Raw genomic sequence first — 15,758 nt, forward strand, 5'->3', positions numbered from 1 at the left:
GGACGCAGGCCAGCATGGCACGGTGGTCAACCGGGGCCCAGCACATGTCATCATCTGTGGACACCGTCTGTGGACGGCACGTGATGACAAAGAGCGACAAAGAGCGTGAAGACAACGAGGTGGTACTTCGTCGTGCAGGCAGTCAACAAGCAGCCCACCGTGCGGGAGCGGGCACTGGTTCCGGTGCTGGTCTCCCTTGGCATGCTGGTCGCCGTGGTCAGCAGCCTCGGCGCCCCGCTGATCCCGACCATCGCCGAGGTGGAGCACGTCTCGCTGACCGATGCCCAGTGGTCGCTGACCGTCACCCTGCTGGTCGGTGCGGTCGCCACCCCGACGATGGGGCGGCTCGGCGACGGGCCGCGCCGTCGCCAGGTGATCCTCGGCGCGCTGGCAGCGGTACTCGTGGGCTGCGTGCTGGCCGCGTTGCCCCTGGGCTTCGCCTGCCTGGTCACCGGCCGGGCACTGCAGGGCGTCGGCCTCGGCCTCACCCCGCTGGCCATAGCGACCGCGCGGGACGCGCTGCCCGCCGAGCGGTCCCGGCCGGCCGTCGCGCTGCTGTCGATCACCACCGTCGCGGGCGTCGGCCTGGGCTATCCGCTGACCGGACTCATCGCGCAGTCCTTCGACGTGTACGCCGGCTTCTGGTTCGGGGCGGTGGTCAGCGCAGCGGCGCTGGTGGCCGCCGTGGTCGTGCTGCCTTCGACCGCACACCGCCCCTCGCGACCGCTGGACGTGCTCGGCGCCCTGCTGCTCGGTGCCGCGCTGGCCGGACTGCTCTTCGTACTGAGCGAGGCCGAGCTGTGGGGATGGACCTCGGCGCGGTTGCTGGCGCTGGCTGCCGGATCGGTCCTGCTGCTGGTCTGGTGGGTCGCCCACGAACTGCGCACCCCCCATCCCCTGGTGGACCTCCGGCTGGCCCGTGACCGGGTGGTGCTGACCGCCGACGTGACCGCGCTGATCGCGGGGGTGGCGATGTATCTGCTCATGACGGTGGTGACCCGCTTCGTCCAGACACCGACGAGCGCCGGGTACGGCTTCGGCTCCTCCGTCGTCGTCACCGGTCTGGTGCTGCTGCCGTTCTCGGTGGCCAGTGTGGCAGCCGGCCGCCTGGTGCCGCTGCTGACCCGCCGGATACCGCTGGCCCGGGTACTGCCGGTCGGCTGCCTGATTTCGCTGGCCGCCATGCTGATCTTCGTGTTCGCCCGGGGCAGCCTCTGGGAGATGTTCGCCGTCATGGGGGTGGCCGGACTTGGTGTCGGCTGCACCTTTGCCGTGATGCCCGGCCTCATCGTGCGGGCTGTGCCCGCGCACGAGACCGGCAGCGCGATAAGTTTCAACCAGGTGCTGCGCTACGTCGGTTACTCGACCGGCAGCGCCCTGAGTGCGACCGTACTGCAGGCGCACACCGCCGCCGGACACACCCTGCCGTCGGGCGACGGCTATCTCACCGCCGCGCTGCTCGGCGCCGGTGTGTGGGTGGCCACCGGCGTGGTGTGCCTGGTCCTGCTCCGCAACCGCTCGGCGGCAGCGGACACGGCGCCGCTCATGACGCGCCCGGTCATTGCCGAGGTCCCGGAACAGGGCGAAGGGCAGACGGCGCAGGCCCTCGCGGCCGAGCGGTGAGCACGGCGGAAACCCGGCAGGGGGAACGCAGAGGGAACACGGTGGCAGGCACCCGGAGCGAAGGCGGACGGATGAGCAGTGAGCGGCAGACCGGTGGCGAGCCCCCGGCGGCCGCCGGTCCGGGCCCGTCGCGGGATCAGAGGCCGGTACGCAAGCGGGACGCCGCACGCAGCCGCGAACTGCTCCTCCAGGCGGCCGCCGCGCTCTTCGCCGACCGCGGCTTCGAGCGGACCACCGTCCGGGAGATCGGCGAGCGTGCGGGCGTCGACCCCGCGCTCATCGCCCGTTACTTCGGGGGCAAGACCCAGCTGTACATCGCCGCGCTGCAGGCCGAGACCGGCGGCGCCGTCCCGGCCGACCTGCTCGACCGCGACCGGCTGCTCGGCCTGCTGGACCGGGTGGGCCGCCGGGGCCCCGGCCCCGCCTTTCAGGCCGCCGTGCGGCCGCACGAGGACCCGGCAGCCCAGGCAGCGGCCCGTGCCGAACTGCACCGCAGACTGGTCGAGCCACTGGCCGGGCGATTCACCCGCGACGGCCTCGACCGCCCGCAGTTGCGCGCCGAGATCGCGGTGGCGGCGTTCATCGGGGTCCTGCTGGGACGTGGGTCGGGGACGTTCGACGAACTCTCCCGGACCGACGACGCCGAGTTGGCCGTACTGGTGCGTGAGGTCCTCGCAGGCGAACGGCCGGGTACCGCATAGCCTGTACGGGGCGGTGTTCAACCCGGCGCCGGCCCGATACCCGTAGCGGAGGCGGTGGCTGATGTTCTCGCAGGCCAAGGCGGCGATGTCAGGTGCGTGGGCGCCGTTCGCCCCCGACGGTCCCACCTTCCGCGAGCTGACCGTCCAGGCGCTCTCCTCCATCGAACGCGGCTACGACCTGCTGGCCCCCAAGTTCGACCGGACTCCCTTCCGTACACCCGACCGCGTCCTGGATGCCGTCGCCGGCGCGCTGCGGCCGCTGGGCCCCTTCGGCGCCGGACTGGATGTGTGCTGCGGCACCGGCGCGGGGGTCGGGGCGCTGCGGTCGCTCTGCGAGGGACACGTCACCGGAGTGGACTTCAGCGCCGGGATGCTGGCCGCCGCCCGGCAGGCCGACGCGGTGGCTGACCGGACGCCCGCGGTGGAGTGGGTACGGGCCGATGCCCGCGCCCTGCCGTTCCGCGGCGCCTTCGATCTGGCGGTGAGTTTCGGCGCGTTCGGCCATTTCCTGCCGGCCGAGCGGCCCGGCCTCTTCGCCGGGGTGCACCGTGCGCTGCGGCCGGGCGGGGTGTTCGCCTTCCCGATCGGCGCTCCGCAGCCTCCGGGCTCACCGCTGTACTGGACGCTGCTCGGCTTCGATGTGGCGATGCGGGTCCGCAATCTGCTGTGGCGACCGCAGTTCGTCATGTACTACCGCACCTTCCCGCTGAAGGAAGTGCGCGACGATCTCGTCCGGGCCGGCTTCTCGGTGGAGTTGTGGCCCCTGGAGGAATTCGGCCGCCGCACCGATGGGAGCCCTCACTGGCGCCTTGTGGTGGCCCGCCGACGGTGACGGTGCAGCACGCCGCCGGGAGGCGGGGTGCTGCACCGTGGGCGGAACCGCCGGCCCTACGGCAGGGCGTGCACGTGCGGACCGACCGCGTTCGACCAGGCGTTGCCCGACAGGGCGTCCCAGTTGGTCGACCAGGTCATCGCGCCGCGCAGACCCGGGTAGGTCTTGGCCGGCTTGAAGGAGCCGCAGCCGGTGCCCTTGGTGAGGCAGTCCAGTGCGTTGTTGATGACGCTCGGCGATACGTAGCCGCTGCCCGCCCCCCTGGTCGACGCGGGCACCCCGAGACCGACCTGGGACGGGTCGAGTCCGCCCTCCAGCTGGATGCAGGCCAGGGCGGTGAGGAAGTCCACCGAACCCTGGGAGTAGACCTTGCCGTCGCAGCCCAGCATGGAACCGCTGTTGTAGTACTGCATGTTGACGACGGTGAGGATGTTCTTGATGTTCAGCGCCGTCTGGAAGTACCCGTTCGACGTCGACTGCATGTCGATCGTCTGCGGCGCCATGGTGATCACCAGGCCCGAACCCGCCTTGGCCGAAAGCGATTTCAGCGCCTGCGACATGTAAGTGGAGTTGATGCCGTTCTCCAGGTCGATGTCGACTCCGTCGAAGCCGTACTCCTGCATCAGTGAGTAGACGGAGTTGGCGAAGTTGTTCGCTGAGGTGGTGTCGGTGACCGAGATCGTGCCGTTCTGGCCGCCGATGGAGATGATGACCGACTTGCCCGCTGCCTGCTTGGCCTTGATGTCGGCCTTGAACTGGTCGACGGTGTAGCCGTTCAGCCCGGAGGTGTCGAGGGTGAAGGAGACAGCCCCCGATGTCGTCGTCGCATCGGCGAACGCGACCGCGATGATGTCGTAATTCGCCGGTACATCACTGATCTTCTGCACGGTCGCGCCGTTGTTGAAATTCTGCCAGTAGCCGGTCACCGCGTGTTCGGGTACGGAACCGCCGCCCGTTCCGCCACCGGTGTCGGCGGAGGTGCGGGCCGTGACGGCACCGGACCTGGGCGACTCGCCCGCCGCGTTGGTCGCCGTCACCTGGAACTGGTACGAGGTGTCGGGCGACAGTCCCGTCACCGTCGCCGAAGCACCGGTCGCGGACTGGACCCTGGCGCCGTCACGGTAGACCTGGTAACCGGTCGCGCCGGACGAAGGGTTCCAGGACAGGTCCACCGAACTCTTGGTGATCGAACCGGCCTTGAGCCCGCCGGGCGCTGCGGGGACGGTCGGCCCCGGATCGCTGCCGCCGCCCCCGTCCGGGCCGATCACCGAGAAGTCGTCGGCATAGTAGGCGGGCTGCCCGTACCAGCCGTGGACGTAGACCGTGACGGACGTGGTGGACGCCCCGGTCTTGAAGCTGGTGGACAACTGGGACCAGCCGGAGGAGCCGGGCGTCCAAGTGGACACGTCGGTGGTGCCGGTGCCGCTCGCCCCGAGGTACACATAGCTGCCCTGCACCCAACTGCTCAGTTTGTACGTTGAGTTGGGGAGTACCGCCACGGTCTGCGTGCACTGGGCGTTGTCCTGTCCGGACGGAGTGGCCTTCAACGCCGCGCTGCCGCTGTGCGCGGGGGTGGCGACGGTGGCTCCGCTGCTTGCGGTACAGGTCCAGTTGGACAGTCCCGACTCGAATCCGGCGTTCTTGGCGACGTTGATGTCCGCGGCCTGGGCGGTGCCGGTCAGGCCGGCTGCCGAGAGGGCCGCCGCTGCGATGACGGCGAGCGCGCCGCCGAGCCAGGATCTTCGGGCGAACGGTGCACGGTCCACGGGATGCCTCCGGGGGTGTACTGGGGCGGAGTGTTGGGAGGAACTGCTGGGACGGTGGCCACCGCTGGTACTGAAAGGTGGTCCAGACCAATGGGATTGTCAAGACCTGAAGCACCTTCCGGTGCAGTGACGAGCTGCCGGCCCCGGGCCCGCGGCAGGACCGGCGCCGTCGCGCATCGCGACGCGGCGAGGCGCCCGCGCAACACATCCCGGACCCGGGAGTATGAGCTGACAAACTGATCTCAACGACCGACCTGGAGGAGTGGGCAGATGCCGCATGAACGAGCGGGACAGCAGGCGCGGCCGGAGGACCTGACCGATGTCGCCCGGCTGGTGACCTCGTACTACGCCCTGCACCCGGATCCCGGCGAGCCGGCCCAGCAGGTGGCGTTCGGGACATCGGGGCACCGCGGCTCGTCCTTCGCCACCGCGTTCAACGAGGATCACATCGCCGCGACCAGCCAGGCGATCTGTGAGTACCGGGCCCGGCAGGGCACCGACGGGCCGCTCTTCCTCGGCGCCGACACGCACGCGTTGTCGGAGCCTGCCCGGGTCACCGCCCTCGAGGTGTTCGCCGCCAACGACGTGAGCGTGCTCATCGACACCGCCGACGGCTATACACCGACACCGGCCGTGTCCCATGCGATCCTCACCCACAACCGGGGCCGTACTGCGGCGCTCGCGGACGGCGTGGTGGTCACCCCGTCCCACAATCCGCCCGCCGACGGCGGGTTCAAGTACAACCCGCCCAGCGGTGGTCCGGCCGGCTCCGACGCGACCCGGTGGATCCAGGACCGGGCCAACGAGATCATCGCGGGCGGGCTGAAGGACGTGCGCAGGCTGCCGTACTCCCGCGCGCTGGCCGCGTCGACGACCGGACGGTACGACTTCCTCGACAGCTACGTGAGGGATCTGCCGGCCGTCCTCGACCTGGAGGCGGTACGCGACGCGGGGGTGCGGATCGGAGCGGATCCCCTGGGCGGTGCCTCCGTCGCGTACTGGGGACGCATCGCCGAACAGCACAGGATCGATCTCACGGTGGTCAACCCGCTCGCCGACCCGACCTGGCGGTTCATGACGCTGGACTGGGACGGAAAGATCCGGATGGACTGTTCGTCGCCGCACGCGATGGCCTCGTTGATCGAGCGGCGGGACCGGTATCAGATCGCGACGGGCAATGACGCCGACGCCGACCGGCACGGCATCGTCACCCCGGACGCCGGGCTGATGAACCCGAACCACTATCTTGCCGCGGCCATCGCCTACCTCTTCACTCACCGTGACCGGTGGCCCCAGGACGCGGGCATCGGCAAGACGCTGGTGTCGTCCGGGATGATCGACCGGGTGGCTGCCGACCTCGGACGCCGGCTGGTCGAGGTGCCGGTCGGGTTCAAGTGGTTCGTGGACGGACTGGTCGACGGGTCGCTGGGCTTCGGCGGCGAGGAGTCGGCGGGCGCCTCCTTCCTGCGTCACGACGGCTCGGTGTGGACCACCGACAAGGACGGCATCATCCTGGCGCTGCTGGCGTCCGAGATCCTCGCGGTCACCGGCAAGACCCCTTCCGAGCACTACGCCGAGCTCACCGAGCGGTTCGGCTCACCTGCCTACGCCCGCATCGACGCTCCGGCCACCAGGCAGGAGAAGGCGATCCTGGCCAGGCTCTCTACCGAGCAGGTCACCGCGGACACCTTGGCCGGGGAGCCTGTCACCGAAGTGCTGACCGAGGCGCCGGGCAACGGGGCATCGATCGGCGGGATCAAGGTCATGACGGAGAACGCCTGGTTCGCCGCGCGGCCGTCGGGCACCGAGGACGTGTACAAGATCTACGGTGAGTCCTTCCTGGGAGCCGACCATCTGAGCCGGGTGCAGGAGGAGGCCAGGGCAGTGGTCTCCGCGGCCCTGGCCGGCTGAACCGCTTCCCTGACGGCGGGGGCGGTTGTCGGAGGCGCACCGGCAACCGCCCTTCCGGCTGCGGACCGGCGAGCTCTTGGGGGGCCTCGCCGTGGGGAACGGGCCGTGAACTGTGCGGGTGCCGGTGGGCGGGGTCTCACGCGCGGGGCACGGTCCGACGGATCTGCTGGAGGAAGGCCGCGTTGTCCGGGGTGCGCCGGATCCTGTCCAGCAGGGCCTCCAGGGTGGCTTGGCCGTCCCTGGACCGCAGCGCGCGGCGCAGATCTCGTACGGCGGTCAACTCGCTGCCGGAAAACAGGAGGTCCTCTCGGCGGGTGCCGGAGGGCGGGATGTCGACAGCAGGGAAGATCCTTCTGTCCGCCAGTGCGCGGTCCAGCCTGAGCTCCATGTTGCCGGTGCTCTTGAGTTCTTCGAAGAAGTAGTCGTCCGCGCGGGAGCCGGTGTCCACCAGTGCCGTTGCCAGGATGGTCAGCGATCCCCCTTCCTCCGCGCGCCGTGCGGCCCCGAAGAGCCGCTTCGGTCCCTGCACGGCGCCGGCGTCGACGCCGCCGCTGAGGGTGCGGCCGCCGGATGCGGCGGTGTTGTTGTGGGCGCGGCAGAGCCGGGTGAGGGAGTCGAGCAGGATGACGACGTCCTGGCCCTGTTCGACGAGGCGCTTGGCCCGTTCCACCGCGAGTTCGGCGAGCGCGATGTGTTCCTTCGCCGCTCTGTCGAAAGTCGACGCGAGTACGTCGCCCCGTACGGAGCGGCGCATGTCGGTGACCTCCTCGGGGCGCTCGTCGAGGAGCACCACCATCAGGTGGCACTCGGGGTGGTTCTCGGCGATGGCTGCCGCGAGCTGCTGCAGCAGTACGGTCTTGCCGGTCCTGGGGGGCGCGACGATCAGCCCGCGCTGCCCCTTGCCGATCGGCGCGATCAGGTCGATGAGCCGGGTCGCCGCGCTGCCGCCGGGAGTTTCCAGCCGCAGTCGTTCGCCGGGGTGCAGTGGGGTCAGCTCACGGAAATGGGGCCGGTCGCGCAGGGCCTCCGGCGAGCGGCCGTTGACCCGATCGACGTGAAGGGGACCCCCGGGGCCTTCGCGCGACGCTTCAACGAAGTCACCTGTCCGCAGGTCATGTTGGCGGATCAGGGCGGCCGGAACCTGTACGTTGTCGGGGGCGGGGCCCGGGCCGTGCGCGTCAAGGGTGCGCAGCAGGCCGTGACCGCGGTGGGTGAGGTCGAGGACACCGGCGGCCGGTGCCGCGAGGTGCTGTCGGACGGGTGGGCGTTCGAGGGTGCGGGGCATGCGGGGTCCTTTCGCGGACATGCGAAATGAGAAGCCCGGCGGAGGCGGTGTGGTCACGCCCCGTTACGGAGGGCAAAGAGGCCCGGGCCGGGAAATGAGGAGTGGTGCTGGAGCGCTGGATCGCCGATCATGAAGGAGAAGGCTTCACAGCGAGAGGGGGAAAGCGAGAGAACGAACTGGCACCGGCGCCTACTGATGGGCGTACACAAGTGCTGACCGGACAGTACCACACACTCGGCCGGGGCATTCCGGCCCACTCGCCGCCCCCCGCAGGCCGGGAAGCGTGGTGTGGCCCAGTCTGGACAGGGAGCGGCTGCAGCACCAGTGGGACGAAGGAGCACACCGTGGCGATCGGACAGGACAACGCTATGGGTGACGACGTTTACCAGCCGGACGGGAGCGAGGTCACCGACGACTCGGGGATCCTCGACCCCGAGGACACCCTCAACGACCGGGGGGCGGATCCCTACGACGAGGGCTGGTCCCCGCCCGAGCGGCCCCTGGGCGTCGAGCACGTGGGCACCACCGCGCGGGAACAGCACGACGGAGAGACGCTGGACGAGCGTCTCTCCGAAGAGGTGGCCGAACCGACACCGTTGTCGGACGCTGAGGGCGACGGCATCGGTGACTCGTCCGACAGTGACGGCGAACCCCTGGACGACGAGGTGGGCGACGTCCGATCGGGCCGTCTGGTCGGGCCCGACCAAGGAGCACACGAAGAAGCCGAGAAGGACATGCTGGCCGAGGACGTCGGCATCGATGGCGCGGCAGCCTCCGCCGAAGAGGCCGCCGTGCATGTCGTCGCCGACGACGACAGTGGCGGCGAGACCCGCTGATCCGAAGCTGGCCGGAAGCCGGCAGAAGCGCAGAAAGGCTGCAGCAGTGGAGCCCCACAACACACCCGACGAGGCCGTCGAGTACGCGGCCCAGCATCACGACCGCACTCATTCGCACGTCACGCTGAAGGTCAATGGTGAGCCGCGCCCCCTGGTGGTCGATCGCCGCGCGACGCTTCTCGACGTGCTGCGCGAACAGCTCGATCTCACCGGTGCCAAAAAGGGGTGTGACCACGGACAGTGCGGCGCCTGCACCGTCCTGGTCGACGGCAGACGCGCCAACGGATGTCTGCTGCTGGCCGTGGCTCAGGACGGAGCGGAGGTGACCACGGTGGAAGGGCTCGCCCCCGACGACGAGGGGATGCACCCGCTGCAGCGGGCTTTTCTCGAGCGTGACGCCTTCCAGTGCGGTTATTGCACCCCGGGCCAGCTCTGTTCCGCGGTCGGCGTCATCGCCGAGGCGGCGGCGGGCCATCCCTCCCACGTCACGGATCCCGGTCAGCCGGCAGCGGGCCCGGTAGCACTCACGGCTGCGGAGATCCGCGAGCGGCTCAGCGGGAATCTCTGCCGCTGCGGCGCTTATCCGAACATTGTCGATGCCGTTCAGGACGTGACGCGGTGAAGCCCTTCGCCTATGTACGAGCCCACAGCATCGAGGAGGCGTCCGCCGCCCACGCGGCGCATCCCGGCGCCCGATATCTCGGCGGCGGCACCAATCTGGTCGATCTGATGAAGCTGGGTGTGGAGCGCCCGGACACGCTCATCGACATCAGCAGACTGCCGCTGGACGCCGTCGAGGAGTTGCCGCGGGGAGCGTTGCGGATCGGAGCGACCGTCCGCAACAGCGACCTGGCCGCACATCCACTGGTCCGGGCCCGTTATCCCGCGCTCTCGCAGGCCCTGCTCGCTGGAGCGTCCGGCCAGCTGCGCAATGTCGCCACTACCGGTGGCAATCTGCTCCAGCGAACTCGCTGCCCCGTATTCCAGGACACCGCGAAGCCCTGCAACAAGCGGGAGCCGGGCAGCGGCTGCGGCGCACGGGAGTCGGCATCGGACCGCGATTTCGCGGTGCTCGGCTACTCGGAGCAGTGCATCGCCACCCACCCCTCGGACATGGCGGTGGCGCTCGCCGCCCTCGATGCCACGGTCGAACTGCTCGGCGCGGACGGCCCACGCACTGTCCCGGTGACCGAATTCCATCGTCTTCCCGGTGACCGACCCGATCAGGACACGGTGATCCGCCCGGGCGAGATCATCGAGGCGGTGGTGCTGCCGCCCGTCCCGGCAGGAGTGCCCTCGGCCTACCGCAAGACCCGCGACCGGGCGTCGTACGCCTTCGCGCTGGTCTCCGTTGCCGCAGTGGCCGCGCTGAGCGGCGGGGGCCAGGTACGGCACATCGGACTCGCCTTCGGCGGGCTCGCCCATCGGCCGTGGCGGGCGAGGACGGCGGAGGCCGAACTCCTCGGCACTGCGCCGACCCAGGAGAACATCGAACGCGCCATGGACGCGGAGCTCGCGGCGGCCGAGCCGCTCCGCGACAACGCCTTCAAGCTGGTGCTGGCCCGCAATCTCGCGTGCGCCGTACTGGAAGGGCTGGTGGGACAGGGCTGAGGCGTGACCGCACGAAAGCAAGCCGGATCGGACGCCGCAAGCCATCAGCCGCCGCAAGTCTCCAGCCGCTTCGGACAACCGAGCAAGTCGCAGTGAGAGGATCCCGCATGCGCCCCACAGCCGCCGCACTCGGCACCCCCGCGGAACGCAGCGAAGGCCGGGAGAAGATCACCGGCGTCGCCCGGTACGCCGCCGAGCACACCCCTGCGGACTGTGCCTATGCCTGGCCGGTGGCCGCCACTGTGGCCCGCGGCCGGGTCGTCGCCGTGGACGATAGCGCCGCCCTGGCGCTGCCCGGCGTGCTGGCCGTGCTCAGCCCCGACTCGAGCCCCCGGCTCGGTGACGCCGGTGACCCCACCCTCGCCGTGCTGCAGGACCGGGAAGTACCGCACCGCGGCTGGTACGTGGCGCTGGCGGTGGCGGAGACGCTGGAGACGGCGCGGGCCGCAGCCGAGGCGGTACGCATCGAGTACGCGGCGGAACCTCACGACGTCACCCTCACCGCCGATCACCCCGGCGCCTACACGCCGGAGGTGGCCAACGGCGGCTACCCGGCCCTCCGGGAGCGCGGCGACGTGGACGCGGCCTTCGCCGCATCACCCGTTCAGGTCGACGTGTCCTACCGGGTACCGCCGCTGCACAACCACCCGATGGAGCCGCACGCGGCCACCGCGTACTGGGACAGCGGACGGCTGCGGGTGCACGACTCCAGCCAGGGATCCAGTTATGTGCGGACAGCGCTGGCCGCGCTCTTCGGCATTCCGGCCGACCGGATCACCGTGAGCTGTGAACACGTGGGCGGCGGATTCGGCTCCAAGGGCACCCCTCGCCCCCATGTGGTGCTCGCCGTCATGGCCGCCCTGCACACCGGTCGCCCCGTCAAACTGTCTCTGCCGCGCAAGGAAATGCCGGCCAACGTCGGCCACCGTGCGCCTACCCTGCACAGGCTGCGGCTCGGTGCGGACGCCGAGGGAACGCTGGTGTCGCTCAGTCACGAGGTCACCACCCACACCTCCCGCGTCAAGGAGTTCGTGGAGCAGGCCGCGGTCCCCACCAGGGTCATGTACGCATCACCGCACAGCCGCACCCTGCACCGGGTGGTGGCACTGGACGTGCCCACCCCTTCCTGGATGCGCGCCCCGGGAGAGACTCCGGGCATGTACGCCCTGGAGTCGGCGATGGACGAACTCGCCGAAGCCGTCGGCCTCGACCCGGTCGAACTGCGCGTGCGCAACGAGCCGGACACCGAGCCGGACAGCGGCCGGCCCTTCAGCAGCCGCCACCTCGTGGAATGCCTGCGGGAAGGAGCCCGCCGCTTCGGCTGGGCGGACCGGGACCCGCGGCCGGCCTCGCGCCGGGAGGGCGCCCTGCTGATCGGCACGGGAGTCGCCGCAGCCACCTACCCGGTCCTCATCATGCCGAGCGCGGCCACCGCACGGGTATCGGCCGACGGCCGCTACCTGGTGCGTGTCAACGCCACGGACATCGGAACAGGCGCACGCACCGTGCTGGGCCAGATCGCCGCCGACGCGCTCGGCGTCCCGTCGGGCTCGGTGCACATCGAGATCGGCAACAGCGACCTCCCGCAGGCCTCGGTGGCCGGCGGATCGTCCGGCACCGCGTCCTGGGGATGGGCGGTACACGAGGCCTGCACGGAGCTCGCCGCCCGAGTCGCGGCCCACCGGGGTTCGCTGCCGGCCGGAGGTCTCTCGGCCGACGCGGACATCACCGAACAGGCGCAACGCGAATCGCCTTACGCCCGGCACGCCTTCGGTGCGAACTTCGCCGAAGTACAGGTGGACACCGTCAGCGGGGAGGTACGGGTCCGCAGGATGCTCGGCGTGTACGCGGCCGGACGCATCCTCAACCCGCGCACCGCACGGTCGCAGTTCATCGGTGGAATGATCATGGGCATCGGGATGGCGCTGATGGAGGGCAGCACCATGGACCCGGCCTTCGGAGACTTCACCGAGAGCGACCTCGCGGCCTACCACGTGCCCTGCCATGCGGATGTCACCGATATCCAGGCGCACTGGATCGAGGAGGACGACAGGCACCTCAACCCGATGGGCAGCAAGGGCATCGGGGAGATCGGCGTGGTCGGCACGGCCGCCGCCATCGGCAACGCCGTGCACCACGCCACCGGTGTACGTCAACGGGAACTGCCGCTCACCCCGGACCGGGTACTCGCTCCGCCGCGTCAGTAGCGGAGGTCGGCCGCGATACGACTGTGACCGGCCAGCATGTCGTCGGGGACGAAGACGACTTCCGCGCCGCCGTCCAGGGCCAGCTCCACCAACTCGTCGACGATGTCCTCGCGGATGCCGTTCCCGGACGGGTGCGGCAGCGCCGGATCCAGCGGCACGAGATGACCCTCCTCGACCCGGACGGTCTGCTGGAAATGCTCCTCCACGGCCACCAGGGCGACGCGCCCCTCACGTACCGACTCCCACACCTCGTCGAGCCCGGCGGCGAACTTCCGTTTGCCGCGCGCCGCATTGAGGCGGTCCGCGGTGCGTTCCGCGGCCCGCCGCTGGAAATCCGCCAGACTCGGTTCGAGCTGTCGGTAGAGCTCGGACGCGGGTCCGTCCACCAGTCCGCCGCTGAGCACCTTGCCCACGGCGTCACGGGTGGCGGTGCCCACGTCCTCCAGCAGACTCAGCGCGGGGGGCAGGCCCACCACGTAGAGCGGGCGTGGCTCGGCGGCGAGGACGGCGGCCAGCGTGCTGTCCACCGTGCGCAGATACCGACGGGTTTCCTCGTCCCGGAACGTGCCGGCCACGTCACCCACCCGCTGCTCGCGCTGCACGTCGTCGTCCAGTTCCTCCGGAGTGACCGGGAAACCGTTGCCCCGGTGCTCGCTCAGTCGCTCTCCGGAGCCGTGCCAGAGCGTGCTGCGGTCGGCGGCGATCACCAGTACCCAGAAGGGGGTGGCCTGCGCCTTGGCAGCGACCAGATTCCTGGTCAGGAAGCTGTCGCTCACCACCACCCGTTCGGGCACCGGCCGGGGCAGGACCCACACCTGGTGTTCGTCCGTACCGGCGAAGATGACCAGTCCGTCCAGCGAGCGGCGCAGATCGACATCGGTCAGCGCCCGTTCGAGCTGGGCTTTCAGCTCGGCTCGCGACTGCCGGGACACCGACTCGTCCGCATCGATCCGGCGCCCGGCCTCCGCGAGGAGGTTGCGCAGGCGCACGGCGTCCTGGGCGTTGTCGGGCTCACGCCGGTGCGTGGGCATGGACACGGACACCACCGGGTGGGGCTGGTGCCTGCGCAGGGTCTGCAGGAGCGCAGGCGTCAGAGCGTTGGTTTCCATGACTCCCTCTCTGGTACTCGTCCCCCACACGATCCAACAGCCGCCGCGCGGCTGCATCCGGACGCCTGGCGGTCGACGTGTCAACCGCAGGAGCAGCGGGTGGCATTGCGGGTTCGCCCAGCTCTGCCCCGTCACTCCTACGGCCGCGCCGAACAGGCGCCCGCGAGGGATCAGGCCCCAGAATCGGGGGTCGGACGGCTGATGACCGATACGGCAGGGAGGAGGGCATCGTGGCGGACCCGTTCCGACGGTCCCGTAGCCCTCAGGGAAGCCGGCCAGGCAGCAAGCGAAACGCTGCGACGGACCGAATGGTCCGTACTCTGCTGCGCCGCCGCAAGAAGTCGCTGAACGCCGAGGACGTCTCGGTGGCCGACCGGCCCAAGGTACGCAGAGCGGTGGCCGCGGCCGCACTCGGCAACACCATGGAGTGGTTCGACTTCGGCGTCTACGCCTATCTGGCAGGCACGCTGGGGAAGGTCTTCTTCCCGTCGAGTTCGCCCGGTGCCCAGGTGGTGGCCACCTTCGCGACGTTCGCGGCGGCCTTCCTGGTGCGTCCGCTCGGCGGCCTCGTCTTCGGTCCGTTGGGTGACCGCATCGGCCGGCAGAAAGTCCTCGCCACCACCATGATCATGATGGCGATCAGTACCTTCGCGGTGGGTTTCCTGCCGAGCTACGGCGCGGTCGGCTTCGTGGCGCCGGTGCTGCTCCTGATCTGCCGGCTGGTCCAGGGCTTCTCGACCGGCGGCGAGTACGCGGGCGCGACCACCTACATCGCCGAGTACGCCCCTGACAGGCGTCGTGGGTTCCTCGGCAGCTGGCTGGACTTCGGTACCTTCATCGGCTATTCACTGGGCTCCGGCATGGTCACCGTGCTGACGCTGGCCGTTGGACAGGACGGTCTCGTCGACTGGGCGTGGCGCGTCCCCTTCCTGGTGGCAGGTCCGCTGGGCGCGATCGGACTTTATATGCGCCTCAAGCTGGAGGAGACCCCGGCCTTCAAGAAGGAAGCGGCGTACGTCCATGAGCAGGCTGTGGCGCGGGGCGAACCGGAGGAGGACCCCGTCGAGGAGGCCAGGCAGTCCGGCAAGGGCCGGCTCAAGGAGATCTTCACCCAGCACTGGGAAGCCGTACTCATCTGTATGGGGCTGGTCCTGTTGTACAACGTCACCAACTACATGGTGACGTCCTATCTGCCGACCTACATGACGTCCACGCTCGGCCAGAACGAGACCACCGCTCAACTGCTGGTGCTCGCCACCATGCTGCTGGTCGTGCTGACGATCACCACAGTGGGCCGGACCTCCGACCGGTGGGGGCGCAGGCCCGTCTTCATGGCGGGCAGCGTCGCGCTGATCGCGCTGTCGTACCCTTCGTTCGTCATGATCCGGCAAGGCGGCATCCTCTGGCCGGCCGTGGGCTGCGGGATTCTCGGACTGCTGCTGGTCTGCTTCGCCGGTACGTCGGCATCGACGCTCCCGGCCCTCTTCCCGACCAGGTTGCGGTACGGAGCCCTGTCGATCGCCTTCAACGTCTCGGTCTCGCTCTTCGGCGGGACCACTCCGCTGTTCGCCTCCGGCCTCGTCGAGGCCTCCGGGAACAAGATGGTGCCAGCCTATTACCTGATGGTCGCCGGAGTGATCGGGCTCATTTCGACGCTGTTCCTGCACGAAACGGCCGGCAAGCCCTTGCGCGGCTCGGGCCCCATGGTCGAAACACCCGCCCAGGCCCGCCGCGCGGTGGCACACAGCCGAACGGCCGCCGGGCGGGAGGCCAGAGACATCTGGATCCGGCTGCGCCACCCCTGGGCCCGGAGGCACGGCCAGGACGACGATCGCGGGGGTGGGCCGGGGATGACGGGCTGACATCGATGCACGGCG

12 protein-coding genes are annotated in these 15,758 nt (G+C 70.1%); 9 read left to right on the forward strand and 3 right to left on the reverse strand.

All coding sequences use genetic code 11. The features are described 5' to 3' along the window. The first annotated feature begins 105 nt into the window (after nucleotides 1-105). The 3 genes from AB0M87_RS13415 (at nucleotide 106) to AB0M87_RS13425 (ending at nucleotide 3,156) form a co-directional block, all read left to right on the forward strand. Nucleotides 106-1,623 carry an MFS transporter gene (locus AB0M87_RS13415; RefSeq protein ID WP_365852151.1) on the forward strand — a complete coding sequence of 506 codons (1,518 nt, stop codon included), beginning with the start codon at nucleotides 106-108 and terminating at the stop codon, nucleotides 1,621-1,623. Nucleotides 1,624-1,694: 71 nt separating this feature from the next. Next, nucleotides 1,695-2,324, forward strand: coding sequence for a helix-turn-helix domain-containing protein (locus AB0M87_RS13420; RefSeq protein ID WP_365852153.1), 630 nt, complete (start codon nucleotides 1,695-1,697; stop codon nucleotides 2,322-2,324). A gap of 61 nt (nucleotides 2,325-2,385) precedes the next feature. Further along, nucleotides 2,386-3,156 carry a class I SAM-dependent methyltransferase gene (locus AB0M87_RS13425; RefSeq protein WP_365852155.1) on the forward strand — a complete coding sequence of 257 codons (771 nt, stop codon included), beginning with the start codon at nucleotides 2,386-2,388 and terminating at the stop codon, nucleotides 3,154-3,156. Between the two features lie 56 nt (nucleotides 3,157-3,212). Here AB0M87_RS13425 and AB0M87_RS13430 read toward each other — a convergent pair whose 3' ends face one another. Continuing rightward, nucleotides 3,213-4,922: a glycoside hydrolase family 18 protein gene (locus AB0M87_RS13430; protein ID WP_365852157.1), complete on the reverse strand. Its 1,710-nt coding sequence runs from the start codon at nucleotides 4,920-4,922 to the stop codon at nucleotides 3,213-3,215. 270 nt (nucleotides 4,923-5,192) lie between these two features. Between AB0M87_RS13430 and pgm the strand changes: the two genes are divergently transcribed. After that, the gene (gene pgm, locus AB0M87_RS13435) at nucleotides 5,193-6,833 is read left to right on the forward strand and encodes a phosphoglucomutase (alpha-D-glucose-1,6-bisphosphate-dependent) (RefSeq protein WP_365852159.1); all 1,641 of its coding nucleotides are present in this window, start codon (nucleotides 5,193-5,195) and stop codon (nucleotides 6,831-6,833) included. Nucleotides 6,834-6,969: 136 nt separating this feature from the next. Here pgm and rho read toward each other — a convergent pair whose 3' ends face one another. Beyond that, on the reverse strand, nucleotides 6,970-8,118 hold the full coding sequence (gene rho, locus AB0M87_RS13440) for a transcription termination factor Rho (protein ID WP_365852161.1): 1,149 nt from the start codon (nucleotides 8,116-8,118) through the stop codon (nucleotides 6,970-6,972). A 368-nt stretch (nucleotides 8,119-8,486) separates the two neighbouring features. On the opposite strand from rho, the gene AB0M87_RS13445 reads away from it, so the two are divergent. The 4 genes from AB0M87_RS13445 to AB0M87_RS13460 all read left to right on the forward strand — a co-directional run bounded on the left by AB0M87_RS13445 (nucleotide 8,487) and on the right by AB0M87_RS13460 (nucleotide 12,772). Next, nucleotides 8,487-8,954: a DUF5709 domain-containing protein gene (locus tag AB0M87_RS13445; protein ID WP_365852671.1), complete on the forward strand. Its 468-nt coding sequence runs from the start codon at nucleotides 8,487-8,489 to the stop codon at nucleotides 8,952-8,954. Nucleotides 8,955-9,078: 124 nt separating this feature from the next. After that, on the forward strand, nucleotides 9,079-9,576 hold the full coding sequence (locus AB0M87_RS13450; protein WP_365852673.1) for a 2Fe-2S iron-sulfur cluster-binding protein: 498 nt from the start codon (nucleotides 9,079-9,081) through the stop codon (nucleotides 9,574-9,576). Then, complete coding sequence (locus tag AB0M87_RS13455) at nucleotides 9,573-10,565, forward strand: xanthine dehydrogenase family protein subunit M (protein ID WP_365852163.1); 993 nt, start codon at nucleotides 9,573-9,575, stop codon at nucleotides 10,563-10,565. The genes AB0M87_RS13450 and AB0M87_RS13455 overlap by 4 nt, the downstream gene beginning before the upstream one ends. A 107-nt stretch (nucleotides 10,566-10,672) precedes the next feature. Continuing rightward, nucleotides 10,673-12,772: a xanthine dehydrogenase family protein molybdopterin-binding subunit gene (locus AB0M87_RS13460; protein ID WP_365852165.1), complete on the forward strand. Its 2,100-nt coding sequence runs from the start codon at nucleotides 10,673-10,675 to the stop codon at nucleotides 12,770-12,772. Here the strand turns inward: AB0M87_RS13460 and AB0M87_RS13465 are convergent. Continuing rightward, on the reverse strand, nucleotides 12,766-13,881 hold the full coding sequence (locus AB0M87_RS13465) for a chemotaxis protein (protein ID WP_365852167.1): 1,116 nt from the start codon (nucleotides 13,879-13,881) through the stop codon (nucleotides 12,766-12,768). The genes AB0M87_RS13460 and AB0M87_RS13465 overlap by 7 nt on opposite strands. A gap of 308 nt (nucleotides 13,882-14,189) precedes the next feature. On the opposite strand from AB0M87_RS13465, the gene proP reads away from it, so the two are divergent. Further along, nucleotides 14,190-15,743, forward strand: coding sequence for a glycine betaine/L-proline transporter ProP (gene proP / locus AB0M87_RS13470; RefSeq protein WP_365852169.1), 1,554 nt, complete (start codon nucleotides 14,190-14,192; stop codon nucleotides 15,741-15,743). The last annotated feature ends 15 nt before the right edge of the window (nucleotides 15,744-15,758 follow it).

It is taken from the genome of Streptomyces sp. NPDC051320 (assembly GCF_040682175.1).
GTDB lineage: Bacteria > Actinomycetota > Actinomycetes > Streptomycetales > Streptomycetaceae > Streptomyces.